The organism is Candidatus Clostridium helianthi, assembly GCF_045310795.1.
GTDB lineage: Bacteria > Bacillota > Clostridia > Clostridiales > Clostridiaceae > Clostridium > Clostridium helianthi.
In genome coordinates, this window is sequence record NZ_JBJIAB010000037.1 from 1 (window position 1) to 17,986 (window position 17,986).

Below are 17,986 nucleotides of genomic sequence, written 5' to 3' on the forward strand. Positions count from 1 at the left end.
GAACAGATGCTCAATTTACCTAAATGCAAAAATATAAATATTAAAATTCCGAAAAAAGAAAGGAAATCCAAAGTATATAAAATTTAATTTTAATACATAACTACGAATAGTAAAAATTCAAATATGTCATAAGAGCTAAGATTATTCCCTAGCTCTTATTTTAATTCTTCAGGCAATTTGCTCATAAATGTGGTTATTGTTTTTTCCCTACCTCTAACTATATTGAGACTATGAAATGCTGGCATTTTTATTAAATCATTTAATTCAAAATTAAATCCTATCTCTTCCTTTAATAATGTAAAATTCTCTTTTTCACATCCAGCTAATAACATGAAATTACACCCCGTCCCTTTAACTGCATCCCACAGCCTTCCGAACTGTTTTAAAAACTGGCATGTAAATACATATGTTGTTCTAAATTTTCTATCCTCTGCTATGTTTTTAATCATAAGGCTTGTACTGTTGTCTAATTGATGTATTTCATCTAACATTATATGAACCACTTTTCTTTTCTCTCTGTCTTTAATAAGTGCCGCTCTTTTTTGACCTGCTAATTTCATTCTAGATAAAAAGTAAGTCATTACTATATCTTTTAATTCATAATCGGTAAAATAGTCTTCAGGCATTAAAACTAATACAACCTTATTTTGTTCAAATATATTTACAAAGTTAACATTATTTCTATCTATACCTAAAAGCATTTCTTCAGTTCTGCTGTCTCTTAATAATGCATTAAACCTATCTAATACCCTATCAGCTTTGTCATTTGTCCCTATAACAGTATTAGTAGTTTTGCTACCTTTTTTACTATCAGCCATAACATCTAGCGACTTCATAACCTCAAATCTAAAATCATCATCATGATAGATCTTCATTTCTTTAACTTTCTTTACCACTGTATATCTAAATCTATAATTAGTAAGAACTTTGTAGATTGAATACATATCTGTAAATCCAGCTAAGAAAGTCAAACTACATGCAGCAATTAAAATATTCCTCATATTGGCTGTCAAAGGCTGTGCATCTCCTGTGTTAATTGTATTTATGAACTTTTCCATTAGCATACAATAATCACTGGCAAATCGTTTGATATTACGGTTATATTCATCATCTTTTGGTATAGTATTTATATCTAGTTCTGGATAATCAAATGTGAATCCTTTGCTTAGATCTAATGTAATAACATCATTTTTAGGTATGTGTTTAGCTACTTCCAATGCATTTTGATTATTTTCTATATAGTCAAAATAAACAACACAATCTCCACCTTTATAGGCATTATAAACATAGTTTTCAAAGTATTTAGATTTTCCTGCACCTTTTACCGCTACTATAGCTTTAGATAAACAAAGTAAATCTTTTATTTTACTCCAATATGCAATTCCTTTTCCTCCATAAATATGACCTATAGGAATATAACCTTCTAATAGCTCTTTAGCAAGCTTTATTTCTGCAAAATCTAATCTTTCTATTCCAAGCTCTTTTTGCAATGTAACCTGAGGCAGTTGTAGAAAATGTTCAAGCTCCGATACACTCAATATAAATTTTGAATCATTAATTGGGTTCCAAAATAGCTCTCTATTCGCAATTCTCTTCATATTGTCTTTTGTATTCTTAATTTTTCTCATAACTAAGTTATTATCCAGGTCCATGCATCCAAAACAATTACTAAATTGTTCTAGTAAAAATTCCCGTCTAGCCTCTGACTTTGAATATACTATACCTCTTATAGCTGTTTCAAAACCTTTTTCAGTTCCTTTTCTTATAGTTGAGTTAGAAAGTCCTTTTTCTCTCTTCATAACACTTACGTCATCGTCTGTGGTATCTATTTTTTCTACTCCATCTGTTCCAAATATTATTTCTTCAAAACAATACAATAACTCTAATGCTAAATCTAAAGTAATATTTCCAAATATATTAAAGATATCCTTTAATTTTAGCTGAAATTTCTTTGGCATCTTTCCATCTTTAAAGCTTTTATATGCTTTTGTATAAGTTGTCCACCAATCAGTATTTAGCGGTTCTATTATAACCTGATATATAAACATTTCATCTTCTTTCAAATTCCTCTTTAAATCTAGAATATATTTTAATGGTTCTAGCGATCTATTTGTGGTTTTCAATGAAAACATAAAATGTTCTCTATTCACCATTTCAGCAACACTTACATCATTGTTAATTGGAATTTGATAATCTACTATATTATCGTTAAACTTTATCTTATCAATGTATTTTGAATATATTTTCTTTACCTTATTTAGGTCTCTATTCAATAGTAAAAATTCTATATTTTCTTTTGTTATTTGTATTTCATAAATAAATGTATTTTGCAAAACCAATAGGTCCGTATCTTCTTTTTCTTTTAATAGTTTTTTTATGGATCCTCTTCTAAATAATTTTTTCACCGGAACCGACTTGCCTTCTTCTAATAGTTTATCTAAACAATCAAAATTATATCTTTCTATATATCTCATGGGATTATGAAGTGCTTTTACTAAATCTTTAATATTGGTATTATCTAATGTAGAATGAGGTATTATTTTTAATCCTTTCATGGTATCACCTAATCTAAGGAACTTCTAAGGTCATGTCCTATTTCTTGTAACAATCCCAAAAAGAAAGGTACAACTTGCAATCCAACATACCCTATAGCAGCCCACTTCATAACTTCAAGTCCTTTGCTTTTCTTTCCAGTAATTATCATCATCATTCCAACAACAAACATAAAGTAGGTCAATGGGTATCCCAAACTAGCCATTAATTCCACTATAGGATTTATGCTTTTTCTTATAGTTACTGCTGTGGTGTTTAAGTCATTAGCACTCGCCATAGAGATATTACAATTAGCGATTAATATACCATTAGCTAATGAGAAAATAGTTTTAACCAACTTTTCATTATACATTAGTGTTTTTAGTTTATTTTCAATTTCAACTATTAATTCATGGGATGTCTTTTCACGTTCTAGTTCTTTAGCTATTCTCTTAAATTCTTTAGAATAAACAACTTTATTATCTAAAATAATACTTATTTCCATATTACACTCCTTATTTAACCATTACTGACCCAATTAATTCTATTAACAACCCTAATGCGTAAGTTATGCAGCCATAACGAAACACTTTTGTATTTTTAAGCATCCAAAAAAGAATGCCAACCATTATTAGTACCCCAGCAACTTCTTCCATATGTGATCCAATAATAATTAATCCGTTCCCTATAGCCTGATTAGAAATATGTCCAAGCCAATTTGTACAGCTATTCCAAATATTATCTAACTGGTCTAACATCTTAAATACCTCCATTATAATTTCTAGAAGATTGGATATACTTATAATAAAAACTCTAAAGGAGAATTCATTATGAATTTAGAAACCTTAATCAGAAAAACTTGGATAGGAAGTGGCTATATTTTAATTGCTCTTAGCATCCTATCACTAATTTGTAAATTAATTGTTAAATATTCTTAAAAACATTCATCTTTTTATAGGTGATTGCATAAGCTTATATTATAAGCGACCTTAAAGATAGTCTACCTTCCTGTCTGGTAGGCTATTTTTACGCTTCAAAACTGTAGTCAACACACATTTTGTATTCATCAGTTCCAATTCCTATGCATCTTTGATAAATATTCCTTATGAAACTATCTTTAAATTTTTTATCATATTTCTTACCTACTCTAGCAACATCTAAGGCGGATATTTTTTCTGTAAAAGTTTTATCATTTATTACTACACTACATGTATCAACATCTAATTTAATCCTGACTACTTCGTTTTTTCTTAAATTTATTTTCATAATTGATCCCTCCTAAACATCCATTAAATCTTCTTCAAAATCTGCATCGTCTTTTACATTATCATTTGTATCTGCTTGTTTAAATTGTCCTGGTATAGGTACGAGCCCTAATAAAACATCCTTTATATAAGCTGCCGGATTAGAATGTTTTTGCAAATTGTGAAACAACTTATATTCTTCTTCCTTTTTCCCACTAAATTCTATTACAATTCTTAATCTCTCCATAATTTTTCACCTACCTTTTTATATCCTATAGCATTAGAAAACATATGATTATCTACCATTTTTGCGGTTGGATATCTTCTATAAATTGCTTTAAAAAAAGCTTCTCCGCCTCCACCAGTAACTAAAATAGGCGACGTTCTTACTGGGTAACACACATTTAATTCTTTAAATACTTTCTTTATATTGTTTAATAATATATCTTTTATAAATCGTGTTTCTTGTTTTATTCCATCTACCTCTAAACCATGTTTTAGGATATATTCTGCATCTTCAATATCTAGCCCTAAAGTATATCTTGAGTTAACCTCATTTATAATATCTTTATAGATGTTTATCATTCCTATCTCTAGGCTTGTACTTTCCCCTATTGTTCTTTTTTTACCAGCTTTTATTAATGCTATGTCACTGGTCCTTCCACCAATGTCTAAAAGAATAATATCTTTATCTTTAAGCTCTTTTCTCTGTTCTACAGGCAATGAATAATAAGTTGCTATTCCTTCTGCTGTAACCGCAAAATTTTCGATTATAATATGCCTTTCAATACCATTGAGTTTAAAATTAAGCATTCTATTATCTTGTATTATCTGCTCAAGTTTCTCTTTCGCCTTTGATTTATACTGATTTATAGGCAACCCAGCTACTACCCTGACCACTTGTTCTTTTGTACTCATACCTAAAGCTGCACATAACATTGGTAAAAAATTTTCCTTTTTAGTTTTATCTAAAATAGTGTCATATTCTCCTTCTCCAATAATGTAAGATTCTTCTTCAAGCTCAACTAAGTACTCAGTTCCGAAAAAATTAGTACACTTTTTAACTTTTGAAGGTATGATTATCCCTTCGCTCGTCTTAAGATTACAACTGCCAAAATCTGTGCCTATTGTCTCCATATTGACCTCCTATTTTTTAAACTTTTTATCCTATCGGCTTCATCTTCGCCTTTATGTTATATATGTATGCACTACTATTCGAAATATTTCCTAATTTTAGAAAATTATTTTATAATTAAATATTTTTCCTAATACTCGATATAATTTTCAAAATAAAAAGGCACCTAATCTTCAAGGTACCATATTTCCTCTACCTTACGATTAAGTGCTCTAGCTATTGATAATATATTTTCAATATTCCCTTGTATCTTATTTGATTCTATACTAGAATAAGTGCTTTGACTTATTTTGAGCATATTGCAAAACTCTTTTTGATTCATCATGTAGTCTTTCATTCTAATTTCTTTTAATTTATTTTTTACCCCCACAATACCACCTCACGTATATTTTACCATGTATTGGTAATAATTAAAATAATATTATATTGTGAGGTGTATTATGGACTTTATTTCAAGCAAGTCTCATTTCTATATGGTACTAGCTATTGTGGGTGCTGTTTTAACAATCTGTGGCGATGTAAGCCCTCTAATTCTATATGGCATACTAATAGATAGAATAATAATTTACTCAACAAAAAAGCTAGGAATTTAACCCTAGCCCTTTTTATTTATGCTATTTCTTCAATCTTTCCGATGTATCCAATACACTCATCATATTCATCTTTTAATATATAACACCAGTCAAATTTCTCGATTATATTCCCTGGCCTTCTTATTGTTTTTAATTTGTCTTTATATACGCCTACTATTCCACCTTTAAAAAATATCTCTAATTCTCCATCATCATAGCTTACAACATTGTATATATCACCCTTTACGTACAAGCTATCTCTATAATAAAAAAATGTTCCTTTTAGTAACTTATCTTTTAATTTATCTACATTCATAATATCAACTCCCTTGATTTTTAGGAGCCGCCTATGCTATACTAATTTTGCAAAATGGATTAGGTAGTAGCTTCGGCTGCTGCCTTTTATTATTTTCTTTTATTTCCTTCTTTAATAATATTGATTAGCTCTTCTTTGCTCATGTTTTCATAATCTTCTATTGTGGATTTAACTATTTTCTTTACACCTTCAGGCGATAATAATATTGGTTGCCTTTCTCCTAGTCTCCTGTATTCTATTCCTTCTTGCAAATTTTTTAGCCTACCATGCAGTGTTTGACGAGAAATATTATATTCATCTGCCACCTCTTGTATTGTTTTTATATCTTTTAATTCCGTAAAATCACCTCCTAATTGATAATATAAATATAATACATCTATTTTTATTTGTCAATACACGTGTATTCTATTTACGAATAATTCATAAACGTGTATTAATTATATGCAAAAATAAAGGGTATAGAAATTAATCTATACCCTTGACACTTTTATATATTAAATTATCACTATCCTATAGAATAAAACCAACTTCCTAATGTCTCCTTTAATTCTAAACATTTGCTCATAGGCAAGTTTTGAGTTTCTATCCATACCCCTTTTTCATTTCCTCTAAAATAACACCTAACATCTTTAAAATATTGGAGTACATAATCAGCATCAACACCATTAAAAGTATTATCACCTTGATAACCATTAGGTAAATAGTTAGTAATTATATATCCACTAGTTTTATTTAATATTCCTTCATTAAATTCATTCATATCACAATCAGTATTTATTCCACTTACAGAGCCTGTTTCGCTATATTGGTGCCCCACTCTATTAGTAAAGAAATTAGAATTTAATTGCCATGGAGTATTGTTGTAATTAGCTTCCCATAATGGATAATCAGCAATTCTATTATCTAAGTTCTCCATAAAACTAGTATAAGTATAAATGCCAATTTGCATGTTTGATAACTCTTTAAATTTAGCAATAAATCTTAATATATAATCCATTAATCCATCAAAATTAGTTTCTACATCTAGCATTGGAATAAGATCACTGGCTTTATCTTTTATAACATTATAAAAACTATTAGCCTGAGTTTCTGGCTCGCTAGTTCCAACTAAGAAATGATAGAATCCTGTTTTTAATCCTGAGTAATGCGCATTTGAATAATTGGTGTCTAAATAACTATCTTTAAAAGTTGTTCCTTCCGTAGCTTTAATATAAACAGCTTCTACTCCTGCTGCTTTTACCTGGTTAAAATTTATATTTCCGTTATGATTACTTATATCTATACCTTTCATTTTATATCTTCCTTTCTTATTTTAAATATAAAAATAAGAGTAACCCTAAAGGCTACCCTAAAAACTATGCTTATACTGTTTGCTGTGCATCTGTGTTTACTGTTGCTGCTGCAAGCGATTGAAATTTGCTTAGTTGATCTTTTAGACTTGCATTTTCTGCTTGTAATTTAGCATTTGATTCTTGTAATTCTTTTATAATTGTAGAATTATCTAGTACTGCTTCCTTACCAGCATTAACTGCACCACCAATAGCTTGGCGTAAATCATCAATGTCTTTTTGAGATAGTTCAGGAAACTTTTTTAATAATGATTCGTTGAATTGATCTATCTTAGAAACCATTTTTTCTTCTATAGTTTTAGAAATTCTCTCATTTTCATCAAGCGCGCTCCAAACCTTTTTAGCTTCTACGAAATAATTTCTATTCTTTAATATTGTTGTTTCTATTCCTGCCTTTTCTAATTTTGCCTCGAATAATTTAACTAAGATTTTTACTAATGACTTTATCATTTTAAATTCCTTCTTTCTAAATTTTAATTACTAAAAAAGAGCAACCGTAAAAGGCTACTCTTTAATTTCTTTTTTCTCACCGTCTTTTAATTGTGCTAATGCATCTTTCAAACCTTCTGGAGCTGGAGCTCCTAAACCTATTGCATTTTCTATCAAACTCAGTCCTTCATTCGCTATGTAAAAATAGCAAGTCATCGTTCTAAATACCCAAGTTCCTGAATTAAGCAATCTATCTAATAACACTGCTACAATTAATACTGCAAATATAACTACTTTTCTGGCTATTCCTTTAAGCCCTTTATCAGAACTCAATTCTTTATTCACGTATCCTCTTAATACTCCCGTCGCATAGTCTAAAGCCATAAATGTTACTAATACACCTAATGGTGTATCCCAAGCTCCAAATAGCCAAGTAAATATAGTCCCTATTATTGCTGTTGCTGTTTTAAAATATTTTATTACATCTTCCACATTACACCTGCCTTGTTTCATAATAATTAACAACAAATATAGACAATAAAAAAACACCTCATCGGTGCTGATCTATTACTTTTATTATTTTATTAGTCTGAATTTTCTATGACGCAGTACTTTCTGTCACTGTATTTTCCATAGCTCCCATATCAACAAGAACTAATTTTACTTGTTCTTGTAAATTTAAAAGGTTCGGAACATCTTTATATTCATAGGTACCTCCTACTATTAAAGTAACCCATACCTTTACACATCCACTGTTTTTATTGAATTGCATTCTAAACACTCTCCTTAAAATTAAATTTATTATATTAAGCATGTGGAGTTTCCATTGCTACTATACTTGTTAATTCTGCATTAGCCTGTATCAAATCTTCTACCTTCTCTTGTAATTTTTCCATATCTGTTTTTGGAATATCTTCATATATTGGTGTATTTGGTGTTACAGAAACATCAATTCCTACTATTCTTTTTCCTGTTGGAACTTCATCCTCTAAATATTGAATACCTCCTTCAGGTATTCTGTTCTTATCTGATGTTAATTGAAAAAATATATATCCTGTATTATCATAAATAACTAGTGTTTTCATAAAATAATTCCTCCTTGATCTTAATAATAAGCTCTCCAGCTACCACTTTCACCATCACTAGGATTTAAATTTCCGTTAAATGTAAACCCTGTATCGGTCAAAATTATATTAGAAGTATCCATTCCACCATGATTCCCTGCATGATCATCTGAAAAATACATTTTCCAATAATCCGTTACTATATTATAGTTTGATTCATGAGTATTTTCAGAGCTTGATTCTAATAAATAAGTATAAACAAATACAACTTTAGGTCTATTCCCTAAAGTGATAGTTTGTGAAGATACATTTGTTGCGAGTGTTCCTGATGCTTCCCTAGAGCCTCTTGCTGTTCCTGTAACACCAAACATTTGTACATTAGCTACTATATTTTCTGGAGTCAAGTGAGAATCTCCTTTGATTGTTTGCACTTCTGAAAGATATTGTCCTGCAGCAATTGTTTTATCTGTAGTCCCTGGTATTATTGTTTCTGCTGATTTTGTCGGAATGTCTTGGGTAACAACTTCTGTACCTGGATGATACCCTTTTGGTATTGTATAAGTTCCGTTTATAGGTAAATTTGTACTTGGTTTATTATTATCAGGCATTTTACCTGTTATAACTCCACTATTTACAGTTACCTTTTTCCCTAATAAAACTTGATCTTCGGTTGCATCCCCCTCACCTCCTTTACCCAACAATTGAAAATTTGAATTCTTAGCATCATAGATAACATTAGCAATTAAATCCTTCCGTATATTTGAGACTTTATTACCGAAATAATCTACTATATCCATTGCACTTGAGTTATTAACTATTAGTGTCGAATTACCTGTGCTAGCTGCATTAAATCTTACTTTTAGTGGATAACCATCTGTTAAAGAATCAATATCTGTGTTTGTAATTGTATAAATATTCCCGTCATTAGTAGTTGGATAAATTTTGAATTTATTATCTATGCTCTTATTTATTTCTTTTTGAGTAGTTCCTTTTATAATTGAAAATGTTGTATTCGAATTAATAACGCTTGTATCATACTGCAAATTGCTTAATGTAACAGTCACATTAGCCGCATTACCTATAGCTGCATAAACTTGATAGTTCCATGCGTATGGACCGTTTGAAGCTGGCGAAGTATAGTCTCCATATTCCCCAGCACTTGCGTAAGAATAAAGAATTTCTCCATCATCAGGATCAAGTGCATATAGCCCTATTTCCTGAATATAAACGCTCTCTGTCATGTTCTCATTTGTTAAAGTCCCACTAATTATAGCTACTTTTTCTAATGTATTAACTGCTTTGGATTGTATTGCTATATCAAATTTTTTACTAACTAAATCTGTTAGAGTTTGTGGATCTGTATTTCCAACATCACCTATTCCAACAGCTATTTTAGTGAAATTTATTACTTTACCAGCTTGGCCTTTAGCATATAAAACTTGCCCTTTATTTGTAAGAATCATGCTATTAAAATTAGCCATTTACATCTTCCTTTCTTTATTAAAATAGGCAACAAAAAAAGACTATTGCTAGTCCTCTTTTATTGCTTTTAAAATTTTTATTTTACTACATCCTATTTACCTTAAGACTATTTTATTATTTTCTATCTTAACATCTTGAAGTTGTATTCTCATATAATCTTCTGAAAATACAACTTCTTTTTCAACTCCAAGTTCTTTGATTTTCTTAATTAAATCTTTACCTGTCATGCTTCATACCTCCATTCTTAGTTTCTTAATACTGCATCCCTGTTTCCTATTGTGAACAAACTAAGCTCTTTGTCCCTCATCTAGTAAATCAATTGCATTTCTGTATTAATCAAGATGCTTCAAGTATTCGTAGCCTTGTTTAATGAAGTTTAGAGATGTGTCCGTTATATTTGGAATAAAGCTATACGACATATTAGGAATAATAGTATTACCATTTTTTTTGATTATAAAAGGCTACGTCTATAGTTATATTTTCACCATTACCTTCAATTTTAGTTATATATATATTAGTTACGGTTATAGTTTTTGTAATCACATCTGTAAAGTATTATTAAGCGTTTTTAATAATTCTATATTATTAAAAACACCTGCATATACTAAATCTATTTCTTTATTTATACTTAATGCCATTTTAATACCCATCTCTCATTAATTTAATAATAATACTGTACCATGCGTTCCATCGGGTATACTATACTGTCCTACGTGTTTATCATAAATTTTTATTTTATTTACCAACATAATATCATCTGGTAGTTTTTCAAAACACCAATCAATATTTGTTCCAGTTTTTGTATTTTGAAAGTATACACTTAAAGTTCCATCTCCATTTATGACTACTCCAATATTAAATATAGTTTTGTCTAAAGCACATGTATAGATTCCACTTAATAAAATAGTAGGTGTTGTACCCTTTATATCTACAAATATTTTTCCACCATAAAGTGTCGAATCAAATTTATGCTGGAAATTAATAACCCCCGTAAAATGATTAGCATTAAGATTAACAATATCAATATCGAATGCTCTAAACCAGTAATAGTATGTTCTGGTTTCTGTTTTGTGATAAACGTTTAGCCTACAATCTAATATATTTTTTTGAACAATATCACTTGGAGAAATATTATGTTTTTGTCCCGAATATAAATTTAAGTATGATTTATTTTGAGCATATAGAACCTGTACCCCTATTCTTGTATTTACCATAGTGCTATAAGCATAAATTATATATTCTGTTGTACTTTCAGCAAAGGCAATACCTAGTTCTAAATCATTTTTTATAATAACAATATTAATTGTATCATTAACACGTATTATATTAAAAATAATTTCGTTTTGAGTTATATCTAAAAATACTCTAACTTTTGCTAATAAATCATTTATTCCATCAATATAATCTTCCTTCTTAAACGATATTATCTTAGCGTATTTCCCAAGCTCACTGCCAATTGTTATAAGGTTTGTAAATGCATCATCGTTCACATTAACACTATTCATTTTACATACCTCCCTTCAAATATTCATCAAAAGTATTAATGACACTTTCATAACTATTATATAAATTAAACCACCACCAAACTTCAGATATATCTAAGTCATTTAAAGCATTAAATAATCCCTGTAAGTATAAACTTATTACCTTTCCGTTGGTTTTAATTTTATCCGATTCTTCAAAATTATACCATGAAGGAAACTCTAGTGATTTCCAATAATCCATTAGCCCTGTCTCGCTTATTATTATTGGTTTATTTGGGAATTTTAGTTTAACCATGTTGATAAATTCATTGATACCACCAGACACAATAGCTTCTTCTACTTCTCTCAAAGTTGTTAAACTTCCTTTATTTCCAACTGAAGGGTAGTAGTTTAAACACATAATATCACAAGCTTCTAAAATTGAATCGCTTATAGAAAAGGCATCATTTATCCCACCAGGAGATATTCCAGTTTTATAACCGATAGCTTTTATAGAATTTATTATGTCTAATGTGGGTGATAAATTTGCGGTATTTAGATAATTATAAACAAGATTATACTCATTAAATACTATAAAATAAGGAATATTGTATAAATGTAGATTATTAGCTAATGAAATCAATATTGATTTATAGGTACTAAAAAAAGTGCTATACGTCATAGAATCTATATCACTAATTTTAATTTTTGATAAATGGCATTTAATGCAATTTACTTTTATATTTAATATATTGCATTTATTTATAGTATCAATAATTTTTTCATTGCTCTCTACTTGATATAGTGAACTTATGTTTTTGTTATAAGCAATATTTACACATATGTTTAGACCATCAAGGTGCATGTTTGATAAACCGTTTAAATATGATTGTGTAGTTTCATTATCTTCTATCCATATATTCCCTAAATTATCCTGTGGTTGCCCAATATGAAGTGTGTGCATAAATTTAGGGTTAAATTTTCTTTCATATACTTTGTTCGTCAAATCTGACAATTGCGCATTAAGATTTTCGAAATTATTATTGATTGCATTTAATATATTTTTTACATCGTGAGCACTTGCAGCTTTATTAAGTAAATCTGCTAAGGCTGTATTAGCTATATCACTTGCTAAATTTCTTATTTCTTCTATTGTTGTTTTTCTGTATGATCCATCCTTACTTACAAGAATAAGTTCTGTTCCATCTATGCTATCTACATCTATATAATCGCTTATTTTTAACTCTGCCATTTTCATTCCTCCTTATTAGCTAACGATATAGTTACCATTTTCATCTACAAGATAATTTCCACCCTCATCTACTACTTTTGAACCTTTTATTAAGATATCCACCAATTCAAGTGTTTGTTGTGCTTGTATAAGTTTTTTATCAATAATCTTGGAATTATAATTAAAATCCTCTTGATTTACTTTGTCAGTGTCTTCAGGCATTTTAAATCCAAAGTTAGTTGAATACTGCATCGCTTCACCTTCCTTAATAAGTTTTAGTATCTGACCATGAATAATTTTGCTTATCAGACCATGTAGGCTCAGTTGCTTTTAACGCTTCCCAAATTACATCCTCAGGCTGTCCCGTTTTAATCACCTCGGTTTTTATAATTCCTACTTTCATAGCAATATAAGAATTTGCATGAATTTTTTCTGCTGGATCCCAATTCGTATTTATAGTTTCAACTTTGGAAACCGTAACTTTCATAGCCGAATAAGGCTTGAACGGAATTTTAGAACGCCCAATATAGTTAACCTTGACCCCTTGAGGCTTCGGAACAATATACCCATGCTGTACCAAGTCCTGTTGTATTTGGTCTGCATATCCTGTTATATAGACATTGAAGCTCATATCCTGATTATCTTTAATTTGTAAACTCAAATCAGGATCATCTCCAAAGATATTACTCCAAATTTCATACATTGACGGTATTGTTCCGTCCCACATATTAAATGCAATTTTAGCTTTTAATACTAATCTATAGTAATCATCTGTTAAAACAGGATCAAAGCCATTCAAAGGTTGAAATGTTAAAGCCCTTTCTCTTCCTATTATTACTCCTAATGTATCTAATTGATTTCCAATTGCATTATCTATATCAAAAGCTTCGTCCATACCTTTTAATACATTATAAATATCATCTATTATATTTAAATTCGATGATAGCCACGCTATGAAGTTAGGTTTATCTCTATGTTGGGATGTTATATTATCTAAATAACTATCTATAGCCATTTAACCACCTCTATGTCACATTAATGGTAATGTAATTAACATCGCCTCTTGTTATTTCTTTAAAACTCAAATCTATTTCATTGGTTCCTTGCGTTCCTCCATGTCTAGCTGCTGTTAGGCCTGTTATTGAAAATGTTGGATTTGTTAAATCAGCATTAGCCTGTAAAGCAATTCCCCATAAAGCAGATATGTCTAAATTTGAGCCTATTCCTAATGAATTAAGATAAGTTCCAATGTTATTTTTAATAGTACTTGTTGTATTTGTTGTATAATTTCTTAAGGCCTTAACATTTACAACCACATCTATATCTACATATTCAATTCTAAAAAATCTTATTGGGGTAATTTCACCAGCCGAATCTGTAACTTCAATTTCTATATCACCATTTGTATAACATCCAGGCCCTTTATGCGCAAAAATAGCTTTAGCAATATCTTCGTTATCACCATTTTCAACTACAGCTGTAATAGAATGTGGCGGTAATCCTCTAGAATCCACAACATTTGTGTCATTTTCATATACTTCTGACCTTGTAACTCCAGCGACATTTGCTACGGCACCTTTTGTTCCTTCCAGCACTGTTTTACTTGGTTGTGCTGTGCTTGTAGATTGCCTTTTTCTTAATTTACTATTGCTTTCAATTTCCGAACCTAAAGTTGCACTTTCTTGATTATAAGCACCCTTCCAACCATAAACAGGATTATATATACCTGTTATTTCACCTACATTAGCTACAATAGGACCCGCTATTTCACATGTAGCAATAACTGTTATATTTCCTTCTTCAGGAATTGTTACTATGTCTGGTAAATCCCATTTAATATTGCCAATATCTAATACAATACCATTTCTTATTGGTGTTCCTGGTATGCCAGTAATAGTTACTGGTACTGTGCTATAAGTAGCAGCTTGCCTCTTTATTCCATTAATTTTTACTAATGAATCTAGAGCATTTGTTAATGCTGTAACAGGACTTTTGTTATTATAAACATCTACAGCTAATTGAAAGGCATCATATATTTTTTCACTTACAGTGGCTATCCACTGATAATCTTGCGAGTCTGCCCCTAAATATATATCTGAACCCCAAATTTTTTGAGCGCTTGAAATTAAGCTGTCTCTAATATCCGCATACGTAGGAATATGAATTCCAGCATCATTAATACCAGGTGTTATATAAGACATTTAACCACATCCTTTCTATAAAGAATCGGAGACTGTAATAGCTCCATATTTTGTGTTAACTGTAGCGGTGTATGAATATTGCCTTGAACTTGAATCGTAAGTGCTTGAAAAATTATCTATTCCTCTTACGTCAGTAGTTCCTAAAATCCTTGATTTTATAAGAGAATCAACTATTGTCACATTATCTCCAGTACCTCTAACTCCTAATATCTGCTGAAACAGTGGAAGTCCTTCCTCTAAATCTTCAAACCATTCATTTTTTAAAAGCTTCATACGTGTTTTTATTGCTTGAGCCACTGCATAAGTTCCATAGGTAAGACATTGTTGGCCTTTTCCAAAAGTGTAATCTCCATTAACATCTAATTTGCGGTATTTCATTATATCCCCCCTAAAAAAAAGGCATAAAAATAACACCTTTAAGGTGCTTGATAATTTTCTCCATTTATTTTTAAATTTCCAACTATATTAATCTCGCTATCTTTCACTTCTATATATTGAGTTCCAGCTAAATTTCTTAATTGGGCTGAATCTGTAGAATAATTTGATATCACATTAGGCTGTGAATATGTTCCTAAAATTGCAAAACAGTCTGAAAGATCATGTCTTCTTTTTTCAAGCTGATTTTGAATTTCACCCAAACTAAGCCATCCATCTATACACATATCAGAAAATATTATAAGACATTCATCACCTTGTTTTATTGGCAATGTTAAAATAAAATTTCCAGCACGAGGAATGACAATTGGTACATCAAGCAATAAAGGCAAGTCCTTCCATGAAGTAGAATAGTCAGAGCCAATAACCTTTTCCCTTATACAAGGTTGTACTGTGCAAGTTTGAGTTTTTGCATCAAAACTTTGAATTATCCCAGGAATAGAAACTCTAATTACATTCTTTATTGACTTTGCTAATGCTTTATCCTTCTCTGAATCATTATTAGATATAATTATCTCTTTTATATTTCTACTCAAAGTATTCACTCCTTAACTTGCAACTGATGGAATTACTCCACCTTCTTGAGTAATTGTTTGAAAATTTATATACCAATCATTTCCTCTTGTATCGCCTTGATACGTCATAGCTATAATACGATAGATTCCATCTTTATCAAGTGATCTAAATAAAGTTTGAGAATTATTTGTATTAGAATTTGTATCATTATTTGCACTTGGTAATTCTCCACCATCTACATCTATGAGTGGTCTTGGTCTTCCTATAACATAGTCGCCATAAATAGGACCATAAGATACTTGTTCATCACCTGTTTTATTAGCTGTTCTTGCTGCATATATATCGTTGTTACCTCCATATATAGCCACATGATAACATGTGCCATCTCCATCAAACCAAAATACAATATCTCCAGCAATTGCAGCTTGAAGATCTATATTATATAGCCCTTGAGCTTTTACTTGCTGCCATTGATTTGTTGTTATATCTAATATGTCTAATCCTGCTACTCCATAACAATGTTTTACAAACAAAGAACAATCGTAATATGTTATTCCTCCTATTGTCTGTCCTCTCTTTTCTTGACTATATCTAACATTAGGATCATCGCATATTTTCTTAGCTTCCGCGATAATAGCTTGTCTTGAACTATTTACGCTTGGCATATTTTCGCTACTGTTAGTACTAGTCGTTGAAACACTCGGTGCAGAATTATTGCTATTAATTTCAATCTGCTTAGCTCTAACCAAACTATTATTTATATGAATAAGGCTATTAAGCTTAATTTGAGGATTTAATAAGCATTGTCCTGTTAATCCATAATCTGTTTGTGAAGGTACTCCTATAAGGCCAGAACTTGGATTCAATTCAAATATTTCTCCATCTGGTAACTCATCCATGCTTACTAGATTTAATTCACCATTATCCATATAAAAATGTAAGTCATAACTTTCAGCTATCTGTTGTATATAATCACTTATTTTCCCAAACATTACTTTTCCTCTTGTTAATGTTCTATTTTTTAATTTATCAGAAATACTTCCAAGTGGAATAGGAGTACTTGCTTTGCTTGCTATATGTTCAATTATATCTCTTGCAGTTTGTCCTCTAGCTATAGAGTAATTAGCGATCTCAAAGTTTATAGCTCTATCTGAATCTAAAGCCACTATTGTTAGCTTATAGGTATTACCATTTTCCTTTTCTCTAATTGTTTGAAGAATATCGCCATCAAATATTAATCCAAATTGTGATCCTTCATAACCTGCTTCTACTGTTACTCTAACTCCAGACATCATAATCTTATTCTCAGTAACTGCGTTCAAATTATAAATAGCAATAACACTTGAATTAGGTTGCATTAATATAGTTTTTTCTATATTGAATGTGCAATGTAAATCTGAAACATCTAAGGCATTACCCGAATTATCAACAACTGTTATCCTGTATCTTCTTCCAAAAAAGATATCTCCTTTTTTCTCACTATTGGCGATAACTTGATAATTGGTTGCTTCAATGGTTAATTGTTCAGAATTACTATTAGCACTATCTCCTATTGTTCCTGTAAATTGACTGTAATACTTGTTTGCCCAAGTTATTCTATTGCTTAAATTTGCTAATTGTGCGTTTGCTCTTTCAAAACATACACAAAACGCTTCTGCCAATCTATCTATACTTCCACTGCCTGCCATAAACTCACTATGCGAAAAATACTTATCGTTTTCGTACCATTGGTATTCGGCTCCGGTTACACTTGTATTTTCTCCTGTTAATTCTGACCAAAAAAATTCTAATTGATGTATTAAATCAGTTCCATATGCCTTAAGTTGTATTTTTCTATCATACGACCATTGAATTAGCCCAAATCCATCTCCACCGACTTCAACTGCATTTGGATTGAACTCACTTTCTTGTTGAATATTCCCCATTATTGCGGCTGTACTATTCTCTGGTACCCCTTTTGATCTTAAATATTTCCATACAGTTTCTTGCGTACTCAACATATCACCTCTCTTTATAC

Annotated in this window: 25 protein-coding genes; 1 reads left to right on the forward strand and 24 read right to left on the reverse strand. The window is 30.3% G+C overall.

The annotated features are described in order from the left end of the window. Positions 1-155 precede the first annotated feature (155 nt). The 7 genes from ACJDTP_RS21235 to ACJDTP_RS21265 all read right to left on the reverse strand — a co-directional run bounded on the left by ACJDTP_RS21235 (position 156) and on the right by ACJDTP_RS21265 (position 5,281). Positions 156-2,555, reverse strand: a complete 2,400-nt coding sequence (locus tag ACJDTP_RS21235) for a hypothetical protein (protein ID WP_406762373.1) — start codon at positions 2,553-2,555, stop codon at positions 156-158. Between the two features lie 8 nt (positions 2,556-2,563). Continuing rightward, positions 2,564-3,037, reverse strand: a complete 474-nt coding sequence (locus tag ACJDTP_RS21240; protein ID WP_161223749.1) for a hypothetical protein — start codon at positions 3,035-3,037, stop codon at positions 2,564-2,566. Between the two features lie 10 nt (positions 3,038-3,047). After that, complete coding sequence (locus ACJDTP_RS21245) at positions 3,048-3,290, reverse strand: hypothetical protein (RefSeq protein ID WP_161223748.1); 243 nt, start codon at positions 3,288-3,290, stop codon at positions 3,048-3,050. Between the two features lie 268 nt (positions 3,291-3,558). After that, on the reverse strand, positions 3,559-3,798 hold the full coding sequence (locus tag ACJDTP_RS21250; protein WP_406762374.1) for a hypothetical protein: 240 nt from the start codon (positions 3,796-3,798) through the stop codon (positions 3,559-3,561). A gap of 12 nt (positions 3,799-3,810) precedes the next feature. Continuing rightward, on the reverse strand, positions 3,811-4,023 hold the full coding sequence (locus ACJDTP_RS21255) for a hypothetical protein (protein WP_406762375.1): 213 nt from the start codon (positions 4,021-4,023) through the stop codon (positions 3,811-3,813). Then, complete coding sequence (locus tag ACJDTP_RS21260) at positions 4,011-4,913, reverse strand: ParM/StbA family protein (protein ID WP_406762376.1); 903 nt, start codon at positions 4,911-4,913, stop codon at positions 4,011-4,013. Before ACJDTP_RS21260 ends, ACJDTP_RS21255 begins: the two co-directional genes overlap by 13 nt. Before the next feature lie 164 nt (positions 4,914-5,077). Next, positions 5,078-5,281 (reverse strand): helix-turn-helix transcriptional regulator, encoded by a 204-nt coding sequence (locus ACJDTP_RS21265; protein ID WP_406762377.1) that lies wholly within the window; start codon positions 5,279-5,281, stop codon positions 5,078-5,080. 70 nt (positions 5,282-5,351) lie between these two features. Here ACJDTP_RS21265 and ACJDTP_RS21270 point away from each other — a divergent pair, with 70 nt between their 5' ends. Continuing rightward, positions 5,352-5,504: a hypothetical protein gene (locus ACJDTP_RS21270; protein ID WP_406762378.1), complete on the forward strand. Its 153-nt coding sequence runs from the start codon at positions 5,352-5,354 to the stop codon at positions 5,502-5,504. Positions 5,505-5,520: 16 nt separating this feature from the next. On the opposite strand, the gene ACJDTP_RS21275 is transcribed toward ACJDTP_RS21270, so the two are convergent. From ACJDTP_RS21275 to ACJDTP_RS21355, 17 genes are all read right to left on the reverse strand, one after another. Then, the gene (locus ACJDTP_RS21275; protein ID WP_406762379.1) at positions 5,521-5,799 is read right to left on the reverse strand and encodes a hypothetical protein; all 279 of its coding nucleotides are present in this window, start codon (positions 5,797-5,799) and stop codon (positions 5,521-5,523) included. Between the two features lie 89 nt (positions 5,800-5,888). Further along, positions 5,889-6,050: a hypothetical protein gene (locus ACJDTP_RS21280; RefSeq protein WP_406762380.1), complete on the reverse strand. Its 162-nt coding sequence runs from the start codon at positions 6,048-6,050 to the stop codon at positions 5,889-5,891. A 254-nt stretch (positions 6,051-6,304) separates the two neighbouring features. Further along, entirely contained in the window at positions 6,305-7,090 is a 786-nt protein-coding gene (locus tag ACJDTP_RS21285; protein WP_406762381.1) for a GH25 family lysozyme, read from the reverse strand. 70 nt (positions 7,091-7,160) lie between these two features. Beyond that, positions 7,161-7,598: a hypothetical protein gene (locus ACJDTP_RS21290; protein ID WP_406762382.1), complete on the reverse strand. Its 438-nt coding sequence runs from the start codon at positions 7,596-7,598 to the stop codon at positions 7,161-7,163. A 54-nt stretch (positions 7,599-7,652) separates the two neighbouring features. Beyond that, a complete protein-coding gene (locus tag ACJDTP_RS21295) occupies positions 7,653-8,069 on the reverse strand; it encodes a phage holin family protein (protein ID WP_173710658.1) in 417 nt (138 codons plus the stop codon). 106 nt (positions 8,070-8,175) lie between these two features. Continuing rightward, positions 8,176-8,349, reverse strand: coding sequence for a hypothetical protein (locus tag ACJDTP_RS21300; protein WP_406762383.1), 174 nt, complete (start codon positions 8,347-8,349; stop codon positions 8,176-8,178). A 34-nt stretch (positions 8,350-8,383) separates the two neighbouring features. Further along, the gene (locus ACJDTP_RS21305; protein WP_406762384.1) at positions 8,384-8,662 is read right to left on the reverse strand and encodes a hypothetical protein; all 279 of its coding nucleotides are present in this window, start codon (positions 8,660-8,662) and stop codon (positions 8,384-8,386) included. A gap of 20 nt (positions 8,663-8,682) precedes the next feature. Further along, the gene (locus ACJDTP_RS21310; RefSeq protein WP_406762385.1) at positions 8,683-10,122 is read right to left on the reverse strand and encodes a hypothetical protein; all 1,440 of its coding nucleotides are present in this window, start codon (positions 10,120-10,122) and stop codon (positions 8,683-8,685) included. A gap of 96 nt (positions 10,123-10,218) precedes the next feature. Beyond that, positions 10,219-10,350, reverse strand: coding sequence for a hypothetical protein (locus ACJDTP_RS21315; RefSeq protein ID WP_406762386.1), 132 nt, complete (start codon positions 10,348-10,350; stop codon positions 10,219-10,221). Positions 10,351-10,779: 429 nt separating this feature from the next. Further along, positions 10,780-11,628 carry a hypothetical protein gene (locus ACJDTP_RS21320; protein WP_406762387.1) on the reverse strand — a complete coding sequence of 283 codons (849 nt, stop codon included), beginning with the start codon at positions 11,626-11,628 and terminating at the stop codon, positions 10,780-10,782. Between the two features lies 1 nt (position 11,629). Beyond that, positions 11,630-12,838 carry a hypothetical protein gene (locus tag ACJDTP_RS21325; RefSeq protein ID WP_406762388.1) on the reverse strand — a complete coding sequence of 403 codons (1,209 nt, stop codon included), beginning with the start codon at positions 12,836-12,838 and terminating at the stop codon, positions 11,630-11,632. 15 nt (positions 12,839-12,853) lie between these two features. Further along, positions 12,854-13,069: a hypothetical protein gene (locus ACJDTP_RS21330; protein WP_406762389.1), complete on the reverse strand. Its 216-nt coding sequence runs from the start codon at positions 13,067-13,069 to the stop codon at positions 12,854-12,856. A gap of 13 nt (positions 13,070-13,082) precedes the next feature. Beyond that, positions 13,083-13,832, reverse strand: a complete 750-nt coding sequence (locus ACJDTP_RS21335) for a baseplate wedge 1 family protein (protein ID WP_406762390.1) — start codon at positions 13,830-13,832, stop codon at positions 13,083-13,085. Between the two features lie 10 nt (positions 13,833-13,842). Continuing rightward, complete coding sequence (locus ACJDTP_RS21340; protein ID WP_406762391.1) at positions 13,843-15,018, reverse strand: baseplate J/gp47 family protein; 1,176 nt, start codon at positions 15,016-15,018, stop codon at positions 13,843-13,845. A 15-nt stretch (positions 15,019-15,033) separates the two neighbouring features. Further along, positions 15,034-15,396, reverse strand: coding sequence for a contractile injection system sheath initiator (locus ACJDTP_RS21345; RefSeq protein ID WP_406762392.1), 363 nt, complete (start codon positions 15,394-15,396; stop codon positions 15,034-15,036). Positions 15,397-15,434: 38 nt separating this feature from the next. Next, the gene (locus ACJDTP_RS21350; RefSeq protein WP_406762393.1) at positions 15,435-15,989 is read right to left on the reverse strand and encodes a Gp138 family membrane-puncturing spike protein; all 555 of its coding nucleotides are present in this window, start codon (positions 15,987-15,989) and stop codon (positions 15,435-15,437) included. Between the two features lie 12 nt (positions 15,990-16,001). Beyond that, a complete protein-coding gene (locus ACJDTP_RS21355; protein WP_406762394.1) occupies positions 16,002-17,966 on the reverse strand; it encodes a phage protein in 1,965 nt (654 codons plus the stop codon). Positions 17,967-17,986 lie beyond the last annotated feature (20 nt).

Excerpts from the sequence above, each read along its gene's own strand:
- ACJDTP_RS21235 (WP_406762373.1), bottom strand. The coding sequence starts at position 2,555 with ATGAAAGGATTAAAAATAATACCTCATTCTACATTAGATAATACCAAT.
- ACJDTP_RS21240 (WP_161223749.1), bottom strand. The coding sequence starts at position 3,037 with ATGGAAATAAGTATTATTTTAGATAATAAAGTTGTTTATTCTAAAGAA.
- ACJDTP_RS21245 (WP_161223748.1), bottom strand. The coding sequence starts at position 3,290 with ATGTTAGACCAGTTAGATAATATTTGGAATAGCTGTACAAATTGGCTT.
- ACJDTP_RS21250 (WP_406762374.1), bottom strand. The coding sequence starts at position 3,798 with ATGAAAATAAATTTAAGAAAAAACGAAGTAGTCAGGATTAAATTAGAT.
- ACJDTP_RS21255 (WP_406762375.1), bottom strand. The coding sequence starts at position 4,023 with ATGGAGAGATTAAGAATTGTAATAGAATTTAGTGGGAAAAAGGAAGAA.
- ACJDTP_RS21260 (WP_406762376.1), bottom strand. The coding sequence starts at position 4,913 with ATGGAGACAATAGGCACAGATTTTGGCAGTTGTAATCTTAAGACGAGC.
- ACJDTP_RS21270 (WP_406762378.1), top strand. The coding sequence starts at position 5,352 with ATGGACTTTATTTCAAGCAAGTCTCATTTCTATATGGTACTAGCTATT.
- ACJDTP_RS21275 (WP_406762379.1), bottom strand. The coding sequence starts at position 5,799 with ATGAATGTAGATAAATTAAAAGATAAGTTACTAAAAGGAACATTTTTT.
- ACJDTP_RS21285 (WP_406762381.1), bottom strand. The coding sequence starts at position 7,090 with ATGAAAGGTATAGATATAAGTAATCATAACGGAAATATAAATTTTAAC.
- ACJDTP_RS21290 (WP_406762382.1), bottom strand. The coding sequence starts at position 7,598 with ATGATAAAGTCATTAGTAAAAATCTTAGTTAAATTATTCGAGGCAAAA.
- ACJDTP_RS21300 (WP_406762383.1), bottom strand. The coding sequence starts at position 8,349 with ATGCAATTCAATAAAAACAGTGGATGTGTAAAGGTATGGGTTACTTTA.
- ACJDTP_RS21305 (WP_406762384.1), bottom strand. The coding sequence starts at position 8,662 with ATGAAAACACTAGTTATTTATGATAATACAGGATATATATTTTTTCAA.
- ACJDTP_RS21310 (WP_406762385.1), bottom strand. The coding sequence starts at position 10,122 with ATGGCTAATTTTAATAGCATGATTCTTACAAATAAAGGGCAAGTTTTA.
- ACJDTP_RS21315 (WP_406762386.1), bottom strand. The coding sequence starts at position 10,350 with ATGACAGGTAAAGATTTAATTAAGAAAATCAAAGAACTTGGAGTTGAA.
- ACJDTP_RS21320 (WP_406762387.1), bottom strand. The coding sequence starts at position 11,628 with ATGAATAGTGTTAATGTGAACGATGATGCATTTACAAACCTTATAACA.
- ACJDTP_RS21325 (WP_406762388.1), bottom strand. The coding sequence starts at position 12,838 with ATGGCAGAGTTAAAAATAAGCGATTATATAGATGTAGATAGCATAGAT.
- ACJDTP_RS21330 (WP_406762389.1), bottom strand. The coding sequence starts at position 13,069 with ATGCAGTATTCAACTAACTTTGGATTTAAAATGCCTGAAGACACTGAC.
- ACJDTP_RS21335 (WP_406762390.1), bottom strand. The coding sequence starts at position 13,832 with ATGGCTATAGATAGTTATTTAGATAATATAACATCCCAACATAGAGAT.
- ACJDTP_RS21340 (WP_406762391.1), bottom strand. The coding sequence starts at position 15,018 with ATGTCTTATATAACACCTGGTATTAATGATGCTGGAATTCATATTCCT.
- ACJDTP_RS21345 (WP_406762392.1), bottom strand. The coding sequence starts at position 15,396 with ATGAAATACCGCAAATTAGATGTTAATGGAGATTACACTTTTGGAAAA.